We start from the raw sequence: 15,192 nt of genomic DNA on the forward strand, positions 1-15,192 counted from the left end.
TGCCGGCTGTGCGCTCCGGCAGCTAGCCGCCCATGGAAGCAATCAAGGCGCTTAACGGAGCGTGATAACGGGCACTGGTTGCTGCAGCTTCGGCCATGATGATATCGTAGTGTCTGAGCGTGCCCATCCCCTCATGCCGGCGGTACGCCGTCAAGGACTGGTTCAGCATCACCGGCGCATAACCGTTCAGAATGGCCCGGTACCACAGATCATAATCATGGGTATACGGCAGCGCTTCATCGAACATCCCGATGGCTCCGAAGATCTCCCGCTTGAACATCACCGTACAGCCGTTGATGGGATTGCCGTACAGGAAGCAGCGCAGATATTCAAGCTGGTTCGGAAACACAGCCGCAGCATTCAGCTCCGTAGCCTGCGAGTTTCCGTTAATGTAGTTGAAGTTGGTATACGAGATTAGTAAACGATTCTGTTCCATGAACAGAACCTGATTATTGATCTTGTCACGATAGAACATATCATCCGAGCTAAGCCAGACTACATAATCTCCAGTGGCATGGGCAATGCCGTGGTTAAGAGCCGAGGCGGTACCTCCGTTGGCTTTGCCCAGATAGTGAATGTACGGCTTATAGGGGGCGATTCGCTCAGCATGCATTGTGGAGCCGTCATCCACTACGATAATCTCATAAGGCTGCCAGGATTGGCTCATGGCGCTCTGCAGCGCCTGCTCAATATAAGGGCAATTGTAAAAAGGAATAACTACGGATACTCTGGGCTTCATAACAACCTTCCTTCCTTACCGGCCCTAGTATAGCCGATAATATCCGCCAGCGAACGGTCCAGCGCAATCTCCGGCATCCAGCCGGAAATAACAGCATAGTCCCCCGATTCTTCAGGCGGTACCTTACTATCAGCAGATTCAAATGAAGGCTTAGCCGGAACGGCAGGTGTCGGGGAAGGATTGCCCCGACTGCGCTCCTCCTGCGGGCCCCAGTCCATCGCAACCGGTGCTGCGGCATGGGCCAGCAGCTTCGCCGCAACCTCCCCCAGCTCCCGCTCTGTCCCGGAATCAATGCGGTAGATCCTTCCTGTCTCGCCCGAATCCAGAATAAAGCCATAGGCCCTGACCGCATCACGCACATCCAGGAAGTCACGCAGCGCATGGCGCGAGGAGAGCCGAAACGCCGCAGGTGCAGCCGATCCGGTTACAGCAGCTGCTTCACTGCGCACAATATGCTGTGCCAGCAGGGAACAGAAGCCGGTGGACGGACCCGGACCAATCAGGTTCGAGGGCTCCGCCATCAGCACCGGCTGTGCAAACAGCGTTCCCCAGGCCAGCGATACCAGCTCCTCCAGCGTCTTGCTAAGGCTGTAGGGGTGGGGCGGGTCTGCCGCACCCGGTCTATACTTAAGCCGGGAGCCGGCCACCAGAATACGGCTGGCCGGCTGGACACGCAGCGCCTCAAGCAAATATAGAGTAGCCATTACATTGGTTTCCATGTAGAGCAGCGGGTCCCGCCAGGACTCCGGGACCGAATTCTTGCCTGCCAGGTGCAGCACCTGATCCGGCTTCACCGCTCCAATCATTGCCGCCACAGCCCTGCGGTCCCCCAGGTCACAGACGTACTGCTGAACGCCTTCCGGAAACAACTCCGCAGCTGGCTTGCGGCGGACTACAGCAGTCACCTCCGCTCCTCCGGCGGCAAAGTAGGCCACGGCATGCCTGCCCGTAAAGCCGGAAGCTCCGGTAATAAGGAGACGCCGCCCGCTCATGTCAGCAGCTCTGAGCTGCGCATAAAGTCGGCAAGCTCGCTAAGCATCCGGGGATAGGAAGGCAGCTCAATCGTGACATCGCTTCTCGTACTGATCAGCGTCCGGTCCTGAACCGGCGTCTGCTGCGGGATGATCTCAACATCCTCTTTATGAAATGCGGTCTGCATCATCTGCAGCAGCTGATATTTGCTTACGGGCTGCGGGTGGGCCAGATGAATCAGCCCGGAGAGATCCGAGTCCAGCAGGGAATCGATGGCTTTGGCCAGCTCCAGGGTGGTGACTCCATTCCACATCACGCATTCATATCCGGTTACCCGGCCTTTCTGGGCCAGGAACCATTCCATGAGGCCGATTCCGCCGGAGCGGATCTCGGGCCCGATAATGGAGGTACGGATGGTGAGATGTCCGGGATCACGCACTTCTCCAAGACTCTTGGTGAGGGCGTAGACCGAGGTTCCATCCGCGGCATCCTCCTCCGTATATCCGCCGCGTGTTCCTTCGAACACGCAGTCGGAGCTGATATGGATGAGCCGGGCATGAATCTGGTCCGCTGCCCGCCGCAGGCGGTGGGGCAGAAATCCGTTGACATGATACGCGCCGATCCGGTCCGCTTCGGCGAATTGATTGAGTACCCCCATCGCATTAATAATGCAATGGGGGGAGACGATTTCAACCAGCTTCTCTACGCCGGCAATGTCGTCGGCGTCTACATACAACCCTCCAAGATCCTTCTTATCCCGGGTTGTATGGAAGATGTGGTGCTTGCCCTGGCGGCGAAAATACTCCGCCAGCATATGACCTGCCATACCATTTCCGCCGAGAATCAGGAGCTTCACTGGAGGAACCCTCCCCGGATCAGGATATCCTTGATTTCAGCCTGCTCCATCAGATGATTCTCCGAGCTGAAGCTGCTGAAGGACACATGGGGGTAATGACGGTAATGCTCCTTCAGCTCCGGCATATCGAGCGTGGGCAGAATAACCAGGTACTGCTCATCGTAGACAACCGTAGTCAGGCTCTCGAAATCGCTCATCAGGATCTCATGGATTTTCTCACCCGGGCGGATGCCGGTCTCGATCATACTGACATCCGTCCGGCCGGAAGCTTCGATCAGCACATCGGCCAGATCCACGATCCGGCAGGTCGGCATGGTCATGACGAAGATCTCGCCGCCGATACTGACATCGGAGGCCTTGAACAGCAGGGTAATCGCATCGCGCAGGGTGAAAAAGAACCGGGTCATGTTCATATCCGTTATCCTTACCTGTCCCTTGTCCTTGATCTGCTTCATGAACAGATGGACCACGCTGCCGTTCGTCCCCAGCACATTGCCTCCGCGCACGGTGACAAACTTGGTGCCTGAGCCGATCAGATTGGCATAGACAAACAGCTTCTCGCCGATGGCCTTGGTCATGCCGTAGAAGTTCGACGGATTAGCCGCCTTGTCGGTAGAGATATAGATCGCCTTCTCCACATTGTTGGCAATCGCAGCTTCAATGACATTCTGTGTGCCGACCACATTCGTCTTGAGCGCCTCATACGGCTGGTCCTCGCAGACAGGCACATGCTTGAGCGCGGCCAGATGAAAGACATAATCCACACCGCGGCAGGCAGCTACCAGCGCATCCTTGTCACGGATATCGCCAATGATGAAGCTGAGGTGCTTATCTTCAAATTCACGGCTCATGGCTACCTGTGCAGACTCACTGCGGGAGAATACGATAATTTCTTTGGGATGCTGCGGCAGCAGCTGCCGGATCAGCTCATGCCCCCAGGAACCGGTACCGCCTGTAACCAGAATCCGTTTATTATTGAACATGCAGGTTCCCTCCAAGCAGAAATTTAACTACCTTTACCGAGACACCTTGGGCAAGATACCCTTCCGGCGCCTCCCAATCGGGCTTAAGCGACGTCATCAGCACGGTGCAGCGCAGGATGCTGTTCTGTTCTACCCCGGACACTACATTACTTCCGCAATCTACGGTCTCCGGGCGTTCTGTCGTCCTGCGTATGGTCACCGTAGGCACTCCCATCAGGCAACATTCTTCTTGAACGGTGCCGCTGTCGGTAATGGCGCACAGGGCATAACGTTCGAGATGAACAAAGTCAAAAAATCCGAAGGGTTCGTGAAACTCCACCAGCGGGTTCATACTTAGCGGGAACTCCTCCGTAAGCTTGGAGCGTGTACGGGGATGGATGCTGCAGATCAGGCGGAGTCCCAAATGCACAGCCACCAGGTTCAGCCCGGACATAATCTGGAGCAGCGACTCCGGATCATCGACATTCTCGGCCCGGTGGGCAGTCACCAGCAGATACCGGCCGGCTTCCAGCTTCAGCCGGGACAGGATGTCACTGGCCGCGATCTGCTCGTCGTAATGCGTAATCACTTCATGGATGGGATTTCCGGTTAACACGATACGCTGGCTGGGGAACCCTTCGCTGAGCAGATGTCTCTTACTCTGCTGGGTATACGGCATATTTATGGTGGAGACGGCATCTATGACACGGCGGTTTTTCTCCTCCGGCACTTTCAGATCGTAACAGCGGTTGCCTGCTTCCATATGCACCACAGGGATGCCCATCCGCTCGGCCAGAATGGCACACAGCGCACTATTGGTATCACCCAGCAGCAGTACGCGGTCCGGCTTCTCCTGAAGCAGGATGCTCTCCAGGCTGCCGAACATGGCGGCCAGCTGGCCCCCGAGCCCGGCCTGCTTATCCTGCAGCACGTAGTCCGGTGCGCGGAGTCCAAGCTCCGCGAAGAATACCGCGCTGAGGCTGGCCGTGAAATTCTGTCCGGTATGCACCAGCACATGCCGCTCCGCATGCCGGTCCAGCAGCGGAATGATGACACTAAGGCGGATGATCTCGGGCCGGGTGCCCAAAATCGTCATGATCTTCATGGGTTCACTCCCCTTTGATTATGGCCTGCCCTCAGGAACCGGGCAGGCTGCTCAGGATGCCTTACGCCGCCGCTTGCTCCGGCGGCTTCCGGCCTGGCCCGCGCGGCGCTTCTTGCCGCCGCTACCGGCCCGACGGCGCGCGGAGCCTGCTGCGCGCTTCTTACGGCGCGGGCGCGTTCCCGCCGCGCCGCTCCGGGACTTGGCGCGGCGCAGCCTGCCGCGCCGCAGCTTCGCGGCCCGCAGCCGTGCGGCGCGGCGTCCGGTCTTGCCCCGCGTCGGCTGTGCCGCGGGGGCGCTCTTCCCGCCCGCTGGCACAGCTGCGGGCGGGGCTTCCGGGCCGCCGATGAGCTGTGGCGGCTGGAGGCAGTAGCGGAGATGCCACCTCTCCGCTAAGCCTTGCAGCCGGGCGCGGTAAGCCGCCGGGCCGTAGACGGCCTCGATGCGCTCCCGCGCCTGCCGGCCAATGCCGGCCGCCATCGCCTGGTCGGCCAGCAGCGCGTTCACCCGCCCGGCCAGCGCATCCATGTCTCCCGCAGGCACGAGCAGCTCGCCGCAGCCTGCGGCGTCCAGAATCTCCCGCAGGCCGCCGGAATCATAAGCGACAACCGGCTTGCTGAAGGCGTAGCCCTCCAGGGCCGTCATGCCGAAGCCTTCCCGGATCAGGCTGGGGACAACAAGCAGATCCATCGCGCAGTAAGCGGCCGGCAGACATTCTTCGTACCCGACAAACCGGAAGCGTGAGGTCAGACCCTCCAGCTTCACCTTGCGGACACAGCGCTCATAGTAGCTTTTATCCCCGGGAGTCCCCACTACAAGGTAGCGGGCAGCCGGATGCTGCTCATGCACCAGAACCGCCATCTTGACGAAATGCTCCAGCCCCTTCTCCTTATTAATGAAGGAAGAGACATAGCCGATCAGCGGGTCCCCCGGGGCGATCTTCAGCTCACTCCGCCGTTCCCCGCGCAGCTTGCTCCAGGCCTCGAACATCAAATCCGCGTCGCTCCATGACGGAGGAAGCTGGGTCACCTTGCTATCGCGGATCTCCTCGGGGAAGCACGCTGCCGCTGTCTGTGAAATCGCCAGAATCTCATCGCTGTTGTTGTGGATCAGCTCTACGCTGACCGGGGTGAACTCGTTGTCTGTAATGGTCTCCGAAATCTTCCAGATCACGGGTATGCCCATTGACTTCGCCGCGATTGGCGGCAGGGCATGCACACAGGTGCTGGTGATCACGAAGGACGGACGAAGCTCCGCAAGCCAGTGAGTCAGCTCATGATATTCCCGGCCCTCCTGCAGCTTGCGGATATCTGCCGGAAGACCGGCATAGGGAGTGTACACTCCATAGACCAGCGGAATAGACATCAGCCGGACTTGAAGGCCGTAGCTCCGGGCCAGCTGTGTCAGCTTCCCGTCCTGCGGGGCTACGAGGATACAATTGAAGTAAGGAGACAGCTCCCGGCTGAAGAATAACAGCAGCTTCTCCGCACCCGTAATACTGCGCGTGTTGGAGACATGGGAAAAGAGGACGATCGTCGCTTTGTCGGCCATGGTGTCTCGGCGCTCCCCTGCGAAGGGCTGTGGAGCAGCCATTCACCTCCTAATTTTGAATGCACACAATCTACTATCACTCAGCAGTGCTCCTGCTTGGGACGGGTATATTAGCTGACAGGCTAACATCTCTGCCCGGTACTCCAGTATATTGAGGGGGCACAGCTGCCGGCACGACACCTGTCCCCTGTGATACGCACATTTGCTGACAGCCTGTTCTACGATTGCCCTGCTGGCTTACCCGTAAATAATAGTGAGCAGCTGACTAAGGCGTCTGGTATACGTATGATCCCTGAGCGTCCGCTCGAAGGCGCGGAGGGACATCTCCCGGCGTTCTTCCTCATGCGTCAGATAATACTGGATTTTGTCCATCAGCTCGCGAGAGCTGGAGAAGGTGTCGATCTCTTCGCCCACCTTGTAGAAGGAGCCGAGATCGTCACGGGCATCGCTGAGCTGCAGCGTGCCGCTGGCAGCAATCTCGAACGTACGCGGATTCGGCGATACGGCTGGAATATACAGTGCGTTGTTGTTGACTGCATCGTCAATGTGCGAGCGGTGAAGGTTAATCACAATCTTCGAGCCGCTGTAGGCTACAGCCGTCTCCTGGGGGGACATCCATTTGCCGATCTCAATCCGGTCGCCATAGAGCGGCGCTTCCGGCAACCGGTCCCACCAGATTCCGTTAATGACCGTGTTATAGCTCATCAGCTCCGGCATAATATCGCGGAAGAAATTAATCCGGTTCCAGTAGGCAGACCCGATGAAGCTGACATCCCGGCTGACCGGCGAACGTCCGGTAGTCGGACGGTAATGCTCACGGTGTGCGGCAAAGGGCAGATAGTGGACCTCCGTGCAGCCAAGGCCGCGGTAGATCTCTACGCAATTACGCTCCAGTGTGAATACATAGTCATAGTGAGCCACAATCTTCATTGTGAAATCGGTGTAATACGGATCATCGGTCAGCCAGATCGCGGTCTTAATGCCCTGGCCCCGCAGAATAGCCACCTGCTCCAGCGGTAAATCCAGACCATCCAGCACCAGCACGAGGTCGGGACGCTGGGCAGAAGCCAGCTCCACCAGATTCTGCCGCACATCAGTAATCGTGACCTGAACCGTTAACCGCTGCAGCGCGAAGAGCACGGCATCATCCAGCGGTGAATACGGATAGCCCTTGCCTGAAGCCACGTACATCACATGGATATTCCTTACCGGCTGCGGCTCCTCCGGGCGTCCGTCCAGAACGGCCAGACGTCCCCGCAGATATCCTTCGTCATAGCCTCCTTTGAAGCCGGTCAGACGTCCCCGCAGCTTCTCTTCCTCCGCAGGGGTTCTCGGCAACGGCGGGGCAGGCATAATAAATTCGTTGTTCATGAGTATTCGCTCCTTTTGATCCATAATGAAATTCACCCTCTTGAAGTAAGAACACCCAGTAAATGAGGCAGACGCGAAGTAAAGGTATGCCGGCGCAGCGTGGTCTGCAGTCCCCGCAGCGCATACTGCCGGCGCTCCTTGTCGTGCTTCAGGTAATAATCAATTTTGCGCTTCAGCTCATCGGCAGAAGCGAAGGTCTCCAGATCCCGGCCCGGCTTGTAGTGAATATCCAGATCCTGCCGGATATCGGTCAGCTGCATCGTCCCGCAGGCGCTGACCTCATAGGTCCGGGGATTAATGGAGAGGGACGGAAGCTGGAACGTATTCCGGTTATCCATCCCTCCCTCCCAGGGCCGGTGGATATTAATGACCAGCTTCGCGCCGCTGTAATAATTGGCTGTCTCCTCCGGCGGGATGAAGCCCTCCCGGATGTACGGAGACAGCTCCTCGAAGTGGGCCAGCCGCTCCCAGAACCCGCCGGCGATCAGCACCTTCTTTCCACGCAGGAAGGGGACCAGTTCATCGAACAGCTCCGTACGGTTGCGGAAGGCGTTGCCGATGAACACGACATCATAGTGATATTGCGGTCCGGTGTGGCGCGGGTAGAACATCTGGGGGTTGACGCACAGCGGAAGGTAATGCACAGATGCCGTCCCCAGCGAACGGTAGAATTCCACACAGCCCAGTTCATGCGTGAACACATAATCGTAATGCCGGCAGATGACGGATGTGTCCTCGGTGAAATAAGGATCATCCACAAACCAGATCGCCGCCGGGATACCCAGCTGTCTTATTGCCGTAATTTGTTCCAGATGATTCTCCGGAAATACATGCAGCCCGTTCATCACCAGCACCGCCTCAGGCAATTCGCGCGATGCCACCTCCAGCATAGTTTCCGGAGGACAGATGATCAGCTCGCTTACCAGCAGCCGCAGCGCTTCTGCGACTCCCGCATCGATGGCCTGAAACCCCTGGGGAACATACATCAGTTTTAACGGCTGGCGTTCTCCCACTTCAGGAGTATTCAGGCGCTTCACGGCTTCGCACAGGCCGAGATGGTACCCTTGCAGATAGCCATCCCGGTAATCCCGTGGAAGCCCGCCTCTCTTTTTTGTTTTCACGGCCTTCACCCTGCCCCGTTATATTCTCAAGACAGTAGTACTATATGCGGAGTCAGCATCCGCCTCATGGACATCTGTCTGTATCACGCCGAAATTGGCATATGCCCCCCGGTCTTTCGCCCGCTTGGCCCGAACCTCTACAGAATTCATCCACTCTTGTCCATGCAAGTGCATGCTCTGCACTCCGATGCTTACTCAAGTACTTTGCGGGGACCCCATAACAACCCCACAAAGTGAGGCCAGACTCTGAAGCTTATTCAAGTACTTTGCGGGGACCCCATAACAGCCCCACAAAGTGAGGCCAGACTCTGAAGCTTACTCAAGTACTTTGCAGGGACCCCGGGGATCATCTACAATTAGAGGCATCACCTTTCGAGGAGGAATTGAGATATGAGTTCAATCTATGGTCCTATGCTGTACCTCCGCCATGTCGAGCTGCTGCGCGATGCGGTCCCTTCCTTCGGAAGCTATCCGTTTCATCTGCCGGTGGTAAGAACCTTGGAACGGCTTGCTTTTCAGAAGCAGGTCACTTTTCTTGTAGGGGAGAACGGTAGCGGGAAGTCTACCTTGCTGGAGGGCCTTGCTGCTGCCTGGGGATTCAATCCGGAAGGAGGGACGCTGAATTTCTCATTCAATACCCATGCCTCGCATTCAAGCCTGTATGAATACCTGCGGATTGCCAGAGGGGTACGGCGGCCGAAGGACGGCTTTTTCCTGCGTGCGGAGAGCTATTACAACGTGGCTTCTTATATCGATGAGTTGGATGAAGAGCCGGACGCAGGCAATCTGATTAAAGACTCCTATGGAGGAAGCTCGCTGCATGAGCAGTCTCATGGAGAATCCTTCTTCTCCACGTTCGTTCACCGCTTCAGCGGACAGGGCCTCTATATCCTGGATGAGCCCGAGGCGGCCTTGTCTCCTGTACGGCAAATGTCTCTGCTGGCGCGGATGCATGAGCTGGCTGAGCAGAATTCCCAGTTCATCATCGCCACCCACTCCCCGATTCTGATGTCCTATCCGGGTGCGGAGATTCTCCTGCTGGAGGGAGAGAGCATTACGCCTGTTGCGCTGGAAGACACGGAGCATTATACGGTCACCCGCGCCTTCATGACCGACCGGCAGAAGATGCTCCGCGAGCTGCTGGGAGATTAAAAAAGACACCTCAAGGCGTTGAACGCCCGAGATGTCTCTTGAATTGGCATAGCTGCTCTGTATTTCTCTAATAAAGCTGATCATCCTTCTCCGTATTACAATCACTGTATTCGTTCAGAAGCGCATCCAGCTTCACCGATTGGCGGAGTACCCGGACATCCTGCATCCCGTACTCCAAGGCCAGTTTGTTCAGTTCCTGTCTTGCCTGTTCGATCTTATTCTTGTATTCGTCATTCCCCATAGCGGCCCCCTTATAGGATGAGGCTGTATCAAGCCATTTCCACTCTTTTACTAAAGTTCCAAACACATTGTATTCTATAATCCGCTAGGGGTCAATTAAGGGTTTGACATGATAAGTTATTTCAGCAGCTTCGTCAGCTTATGCAGCGTCCAGCCCAGCATCGCTACCGCCATCATATCGAAGCAGACATTGAACAGGAACAGATGCTTGCCGATATCCGCGCGCCCGTCACCGAGGATCGGAACCAGGAACGAGAACAGCCCGATCAGTCCCAGCAGCATCATCAATTCTCCGGCAATCCGCCCTGCCGCCTCCCGCGTACGGAAGTATTGATAGAGCAGTCCGGCGTAATACACCAGGTAGAAAATCGCCAGGAATCCGAGGGAATGGGGCAGATGCTTGTTCTTGAGCTCGCTCCACCCGCTGTACATTCCCGCTACCGCGCCTGCAGGCTTGCCTTCGCTTTTCTCATAGCTTCCGAGATAGTAGGGACGGATGGACATGCTGTTAGCAGCCGCATACTTCATATTCTCTATTAACCGGCCGGGATGCTTCATATAAAAGAATAGCACATCCTTATGCGATACACGGTCATAGAAATCCGGGCCCAGCGATGGATCATCCTGCTTGATCGCCGTATCCCCCTGGAAATAATTCGTGCCGGCCAGCACCTCCAGCCGCTCCGGCAATCCCAGATCACGCAGATCCCCGCGAACATCCGGAGACTCATTCAGAATGCCGAAGAACACCGTCTGGTACAGGTTGATATGCTTAAGCTCCTTCGGCGCAGTCACATACAGGACCACTGATACCAGCGCCGTGGCCACCCCTAAGCTAAGCGCCAGCTTGCGCCAGCTGCCTGTTCCATTCAGCGTCCGCAGACGCAGGAAGATCAGCGCGAAGGCGAGGCCGACGGGGGCATTCTGGATTTTGGAGCAGACCAGAAATAGCACGGCAATGAAAAATAATACCAGCCCTTTCGAGGACGGCTGCTCCTGCCCGGTAAGCCTCAGACCCAGGGCGAATGTAAGCAGCATGAAGACCATCGATACGGGTTCGCCGAACAGGGAGTTGAAATAGGCCAGATAGCCGATATCGTAGAATACAAACAGCATTCCCGCACCCAGCAGCAGACCTGTGGCATAGGAGCTCTTCGCGCCCAGCTTGACGATCATCCACGTGGCAGCCAGCAGCAGCACTGCATATACAACTGCTAGAAGACGGATATCGAAGTAGCTGCCGTGAAATAAACCCGCAAGCAGCCTTGGCACCAGCACCAGCAAAATTTGCGAGGACGGATAGAAGCCCTTGAACAGATCATCATAAGCAAACTTAGAATGACTGTAGCTGAAGAAGCGGTCGGCATAGTCCTCCCCGGCATCAAAATAATTCAGTCCGACCGTATTCATCATCCGCAGGAAATCGCCGTTATCGGCAACGCCTGTGAAGGGCCGCACGAACAGCAGATAGAGGATCAGCACAGCGCCGGCCAGCGAGATGAGGTACTCGGGTTTCCATAGTCTTTTCATAAAATCCTCCTAACGCTGCGGAAGCAGCTTCACATATTCATCAGATAAGCCCATCAGCTTCAGGATATAGTCGTAATCGCTTTGATAGGCACTGAAATCCTTCACCGGCTCATGCGTATCCAGCGAGACCGCCTCACCGTCCGAGAAGCTCTTACCGGGCACAAACAACACTTCATCATTAAAAAATGAGCCTGTCGGCAAATAATAGCGCATGCCCACCACGTTGCGGTCCACATTCAGCAAATCATGCCCGAACGCTGTGAACTTTTCGTCCTTCAGCGATACCCCGAGCAGATTGGCTACCGTCGGCAGCACATCCAGCTGTCCGCCGGTCCGCTCCACAACCTGTCCCTGCTTCATACCGGGCACGTGGATCACGAGCGGAATGTTGAACCGGCTGATCCGGTCATCATACTTGATGCCCAGCGCGTCCTCCACCTGCTCCGCCGGGACGTCCTTCGGCTGCAGACCGAAATGGTCACCGTACAGCACCAGTACGGTATCCTCCCACATCCCCTGCTGCTTCAATCCGTCAATCAGCGTGCCTATCGCATAATCCGTATAGTTCACCGCGCTCAGATAATCGCCCAGCATCGTGCCCTGAAGCTTGTCCGGTACCTGAAGACGACGGAAGCTGTCCGGCACCTTGAACGGATGATGGCTGGAGGCTGTCACCAGCTGGGCGTAGAAAGGCGTACCCTTCTGATGCAGCACCGACAGCTTCTCCACGGCAGTAGCATAGAGCTGCTCATCGGAAGCCCCGAACGAATTGAAATGGTCATTCTTGAAGGAGCCTTTGTCATAGTAGCCGTTGAAGCCAAGCGCCGGATACAGCTCATTCCGGTTCCAGAAGCCCACCTTGTTCACATGGAACGTGTACGCCTCATACCCCTTATCCCGCAAAAGGCGGGGCAGTCCCGGCAGCTCCCGGTCCCCGAAGCCTGTGGACATGGCCAGCGAAGCAATCGGATAGATCGAGGTGTTGCTCATGAATTCCGCATCCGAGGTATTGCCCGGACCTACCTGCTGGTACACATGCGGGAAGTAGAAGCCCTCTGCGGCCAGTCCATTCAGCACCGGAGTCAGCTCCTGACCCTCCAGTGACTGGTGCAGCGGGAAATTCTGGAACGCCTCCAGTTGGATGATGATGACGTTTTTCCCTTTTTGCGATCCGAAATGCTCTGGCAGTCCGCTTGTCACAGCCTTGTATGGATAGGTAGCCTCCAGTGCCTGCACCTTGGCTATCGTCTCCTGAATATCACCGGTCCCGATGAGGCCGTTATCCTCCCGGGCCTTGATCGCTGCCACCACCTCATAATTCAGGAATCCGGCCGTCTCCGCCTGGACCAGCTCATTGGTAATTCCCCGGGCCGAATGAATCGAATACGCCGACAGCGAGCCGCCTCCAATGATTGCCACCAGCAGCACCACCAGATAGATGCTCCGGGTTCTGCGAGCAGGCTGGCTGACTCGCTGCCACCGTGCAGGCCCCCTCTTCCATCTGCGGAACAGCGAATAGACCATCACTATGATTAGATCGGCAAAAAACAGATAATCAACCCACTCAATCGTAGATTCCACACTCTCTTTGACCTGAAACACCTGGTTCAGCTCATAGAGCGCCAGATAGGTAGGCACCGATCCGAAGTGATTGAAGTACACACTGGCCGCGAAGAGCAGCAGCGACAATAGCCCATTGAAGCTCCAGAAGACCCCTTTTCTCATCCGCCGGGGCGTAATTATAGCCAGCACACCGAGCAGCAGGAGTACCGGCGCCAGATCCGCAGCGATCCACTCCCAGGCAATCCGGTCAAAGAACAGCCCTCTCAGCAGCAGCAGCTTCAGCCACAGCAGTCCCGCCACGATATAGAAATGAGCCTGCGCAGACGCAGGTTTGCCCTCTCTCATTGCAATCCCCTCTTACTCTCTTCATTAATAGTGGTGTAAAAACAATTCCTTATTTCTGTAAAAAGCTCACGTTGCTCTAGTATAGCAATACTTGTAGAGGGAATCAAAAGAGGGCCACCCTATTAAACAACTGAGCGGGAGAAAAGGTTCATTATGGTTATTATCAATATCCAGACAAAAAAAAAAGCAGAGGCGCAAAGTCCCCTGCAAGTCTACAGTTTGAATCTAAGATGCTTCTGGGCCAGGCCGCAATCATGCCTCCGGTTACTATAGTCAGTTTGACTGGAACAACTGGCGTTGGAGCCCCTACCGCTCAGGATAGCCGCGCGCTGCCCAGCAGTCTTTTAATGGAAAGGTTCGCTTCATGAAGCACGACTTCCTTGTCGATGGTCTTCAGCAGCCCTGTGTGCATGAGAATCTCACCGTCAACCATCGTTGTCTCCACATCGGCACGGGTGGCCGAGTAGACAATCCGTGAGATCGGGTCCACATCATAGGAGGGGAAGGTATGGAAATTATAGAGATTAAGGATAGCCAGATCTGCCTTCTTGCCGACCTCGATGCTGCCAATCTGATCCTCCATCCCCACCGCCTTCGCGCCTCCGATGGTCGCCATCCGAAAGACGCTCCGGGCATCCATCGTAACCGGGCCATGCGCGGGCTTCTGGATGACTGCTGCCAGACGCATCTCGTTGAACATATCCAGGTTATTGTTGCAGGGCGCGCCGTCTGCACCCAGGCTGAGGTGAATATGGTCATGTAACATACCAGGCGTATCGGCAATGCCGGAGGCCAGCTTGAGGTTCGAGCCCGGGCAGTGGCTGACATGAACACCGCGGTCCCGCAGAATCCGCTTTTCCTGCTCATCCAGCCAGACACAGTGAGCCAGAATCAGACGTTCGTTAGCCAGCCCCAGGTGATCCAGATAGACGACATTGCGCATACCGGTCATCGCCTGCACAAGCTCGATCTCGCCCAGATTCTCGGAAGCATGGGTATGCACCTTCACCCCGTAACGGGCCGAGAGGCTCTGCACCTCCCGCAGCAGCGGCTCCGTACAAGAAATGACAAACCGCGGAGAAAAAGCATACTGAATCCGGCCATTCGCATATCCGTTCCATTTCTCCAGCAGATCCACACTCTCCTGCAGCGAAGCCGCCGTCTCCTCCTGCAGAGCCGCCGGTGCCTCAGGGTTCTTCCGGTCCATCATGACCTTCCCTGACAAGGCGCGGATACCGCTCTTCGCAATCGCCTGGAAGGCATAATCCGTATGATGTACCGTCTCCATATCCACGATGGTCGTTGTGCCGCTGGTAATCAGCTCCCCAATGCCGAGCATGGCGGAATAGTATAGCGATTCTTCGTCATGCGCCGCTTCCAGCGGCCAGATCCGCTTACGCAGCCAGTCCATCAGCTCCAGATCATCCCCTTTGCCGCGGAACAGCGTCTGGCACAGATGAATATGCGTCTGGATGAAGCCGGGAATAACCGTCCGGTTCTTAGCGTCTATGACAAGTTCATCCCCAATCCCTTCAAGACCGGTGCCGATTTCCACAATCAGATCGCCCTTGATACGGATATCGCCATATATAATGTCCTCCTGCTTGTTCATCGTAATAATCTCCGCATGCTTGATCAGGATATTCGCCATTGTCTTTTCCCCCTAGTCTTGTTGATGTCCGGCTGCC

At 56.4% G+C, this 15,192-nt stretch carries 13 protein-coding genes; 1 reads left to right on the top strand and 12 read right to left on the bottom strand.

What is annotated here, in order from left to right; all coding sequences use genetic code 11:
* Positions 1 to 22: 22 nt before the first annotated feature.
* The 8 genes from MKX51_RS24920 to MKX51_RS24955 all read right to left on the bottom strand — a co-directional run bounded on the left by MKX51_RS24920 (position 23) and on the right by MKX51_RS24955 (position 8,683).
* On the bottom strand, positions 23 to 739 hold the full coding sequence (locus MKX51_RS24920) for a glycosyltransferase (protein ID WP_340994260.1): 717 nt from the start codon (positions 737 to 739) through the stop codon (positions 23 to 25).
* The gene (locus MKX51_RS24925) at positions 736 to 1,731 is read right to left on the bottom strand and encodes an NAD-dependent epimerase/dehydratase family protein (protein WP_340994261.1); all 996 of its coding nucleotides are present in this window, start codon (positions 1,729 to 1,731) and stop codon (positions 736 to 738) included. The genes MKX51_RS24920 and MKX51_RS24925 overlap by 4 nt, the downstream gene beginning before the upstream one ends.
* Complete coding sequence (locus tag MKX51_RS24930) at positions 1,728 to 2,567, bottom strand: dTDP-4-dehydrorhamnose reductase family protein (RefSeq protein WP_340994262.1); 840 nt, start codon at positions 2,565 to 2,567, stop codon at positions 1,728 to 1,730. Before MKX51_RS24930 ends, MKX51_RS24925 begins: the two co-directional genes overlap by 4 nt.
* A complete protein-coding gene (locus MKX51_RS24935) occupies positions 2,564 to 3,550 on the bottom strand; it encodes a polysaccharide biosynthesis protein (protein WP_340938402.1) in 987 nt (328 codons plus the stop codon). Before MKX51_RS24935 ends, MKX51_RS24930 begins: the two co-directional genes overlap by 4 nt.
* Positions 3,540 to 4,634 (bottom strand): non-hydrolyzing UDP-N-acetylglucosamine 2-epimerase, encoded by a 1,095-nt coding sequence (wecB, locus tag MKX51_RS24940; protein WP_340994263.1) that lies wholly within the window; start codon positions 4,632 to 4,634, stop codon positions 3,540 to 3,542. The genes MKX51_RS24935 and wecB overlap by 11 nt, the downstream gene beginning before the upstream one ends.
* Positions 4,635 to 4,685: 51 nt before the next feature.
* Positions 4,686 to 6,182, bottom strand: a complete 1,497-nt coding sequence (locus MKX51_RS24945; RefSeq protein WP_340994264.1) for a glycosyltransferase family 4 protein — start codon at positions 6,180 to 6,182, stop codon at positions 4,686 to 4,688.
* A 237-nt stretch (positions 6,183 to 6,419) separates the two neighbouring features.
* Positions 6,420 to 7,553 carry a CgeB family protein gene (locus MKX51_RS24950; protein WP_340994265.1) on the bottom strand — a complete coding sequence of 378 codons (1,134 nt, stop codon included), beginning with the start codon at positions 7,551 to 7,553 and terminating at the stop codon, positions 6,420 to 6,422.
* 32 nt (positions 7,554 to 7,585) lie between these two features.
* The gene (locus tag MKX51_RS24955; RefSeq protein WP_445322032.1) at positions 7,586 to 8,683 is read right to left on the bottom strand and encodes a CgeB family protein; all 1,098 of its coding nucleotides are present in this window, start codon (positions 8,681 to 8,683) and stop codon (positions 7,586 to 7,588) included.
* A gap of 381 nt (positions 8,684 to 9,064) precedes the next feature.
* On the opposite strand from MKX51_RS24955, the gene MKX51_RS24960 reads away from it, so the two are divergent.
* The gene (locus MKX51_RS24960) at positions 9,065 to 9,826 is read left to right on the top strand and encodes an AAA family ATPase (RefSeq protein WP_445322033.1); all 762 of its coding nucleotides are present in this window, start codon (positions 9,065 to 9,067) and stop codon (positions 9,824 to 9,826) included.
* 67 nt (positions 9,827 to 9,893) lie between these two features.
* On the opposite strand, the gene MKX51_RS24965 is transcribed toward MKX51_RS24960, so the two are convergent.
* From MKX51_RS24965 to MKX51_RS24980, 4 genes are all read right to left on the bottom strand, one after another.
* Positions 9,894 to 10,067 carry an aspartyl-phosphate phosphatase Spo0E family protein gene (locus MKX51_RS24965; protein ID WP_340938395.1) on the bottom strand — a complete coding sequence of 58 codons (174 nt, stop codon included), beginning with the start codon at positions 10,065 to 10,067 and terminating at the stop codon, positions 9,894 to 9,896.
* A 116-nt stretch (positions 10,068 to 10,183) separates the two neighbouring features.
* Positions 10,184 to 11,596 (bottom strand): glycan biosynthesis hexose transferase WsfD, encoded by a 1,413-nt coding sequence (gene wsfD, locus MKX51_RS24970; RefSeq protein WP_340994266.1) that lies wholly within the window; start codon positions 11,594 to 11,596, stop codon positions 10,184 to 10,186.
* 9 nt (positions 11,597 to 11,605) lie between these two features.
* Positions 11,606 to 13,504 (bottom strand): LTA synthase family protein, encoded by a 1,899-nt coding sequence (locus tag MKX51_RS24975; protein ID WP_340994267.1) that lies wholly within the window; start codon positions 13,502 to 13,504, stop codon positions 11,606 to 11,608.
* A 313-nt stretch (positions 13,505 to 13,817) separates the two neighbouring features.
* Positions 13,818 to 15,155 (bottom strand): 5'-deoxyadenosine deaminase, encoded by a 1,338-nt coding sequence (locus MKX51_RS24980; protein ID WP_340938389.1) that lies wholly within the window; start codon positions 15,153 to 15,155, stop codon positions 13,818 to 13,820.
* Between the last annotated feature and the right edge of the window lie 37 nt (positions 15,156 to 15,192).

Origin of the sequence: Paenibacillus sp. FSL M7-0420 (assembly GCF_038002345.1) — a bacterium.
Taxonomy (GTDB): domain Bacteria; phylum Bacillota; class Bacilli; order Paenibacillales; family Paenibacillaceae; genus Paenibacillus_AQ.

Bases quoted from the DNA above. Each gene is read 5' to 3' on its own strand.
- MKX51_RS24980 (WP_340938389.1), bottom strand. From the start codon at position 15,155: ATGGCGAATATCCTGATCAAGCATGCGGAGATTATTACGATGAACAAG.
- MKX51_RS24965 (WP_340938395.1), bottom strand. From the start codon at position 10,067: ATGGGGAATGACGAATACAAGAATAAGATCGAACAGGCAAGACAGGAA.
- wecB (WP_340994263.1), bottom strand. From the start codon at position 4,634: ATGAAGATCATGACGATTTTGGGCACCCGGCCCGAGATCATCCGCCTT.
- MKX51_RS24975 (WP_340994267.1), bottom strand. From the start codon at position 13,504: ATGAGAGAGGGCAAACCTGCGTCTGCGCAGGCTCATTTCTATATCGTG.
- MKX51_RS24950 (WP_340994265.1), bottom strand. From the start codon at position 7,553: ATGAACAACGAATTTATTATGCCTGCCCCGCCGTTGCCGAGAACCCCT.
- MKX51_RS24925 (WP_340994261.1), bottom strand. From the start codon at position 1,731: ATGAGCGGGCGGCGTCTCCTTATTACCGGAGCTTCCGGCTTTACGGGC.
- MKX51_RS24935 (WP_340938402.1), bottom strand. From the start codon at position 3,550: ATGTTCAATAATAAACGGATTCTGGTTACAGGCGGTACCGGTTCCTGG.
- MKX51_RS24920 (WP_340994260.1), bottom strand. From the start codon at position 739: ATGAAGCCCAGAGTATCCGTAGTTATTCCTTTTTACAATTGCCCTTAT.
- MKX51_RS24960 (WP_445322033.1), top strand. From the start codon at position 9,065: ATGAGTTCAATCTATGGTCCTATGCTGTACCTCCGCCATGTCGAGCTG.
- wsfD (WP_340994266.1), bottom strand. From the start codon at position 11,596: ATGAAAAGACTATGGAAACCCGAGTACCTCATCTCGCTGGCCGGCGCT.
- MKX51_RS24945 (WP_340994264.1), bottom strand. From the start codon at position 6,182: ATGGCCGACAAAGCGACGATCGTCCTCTTTTCCCATGTCTCCAACACG.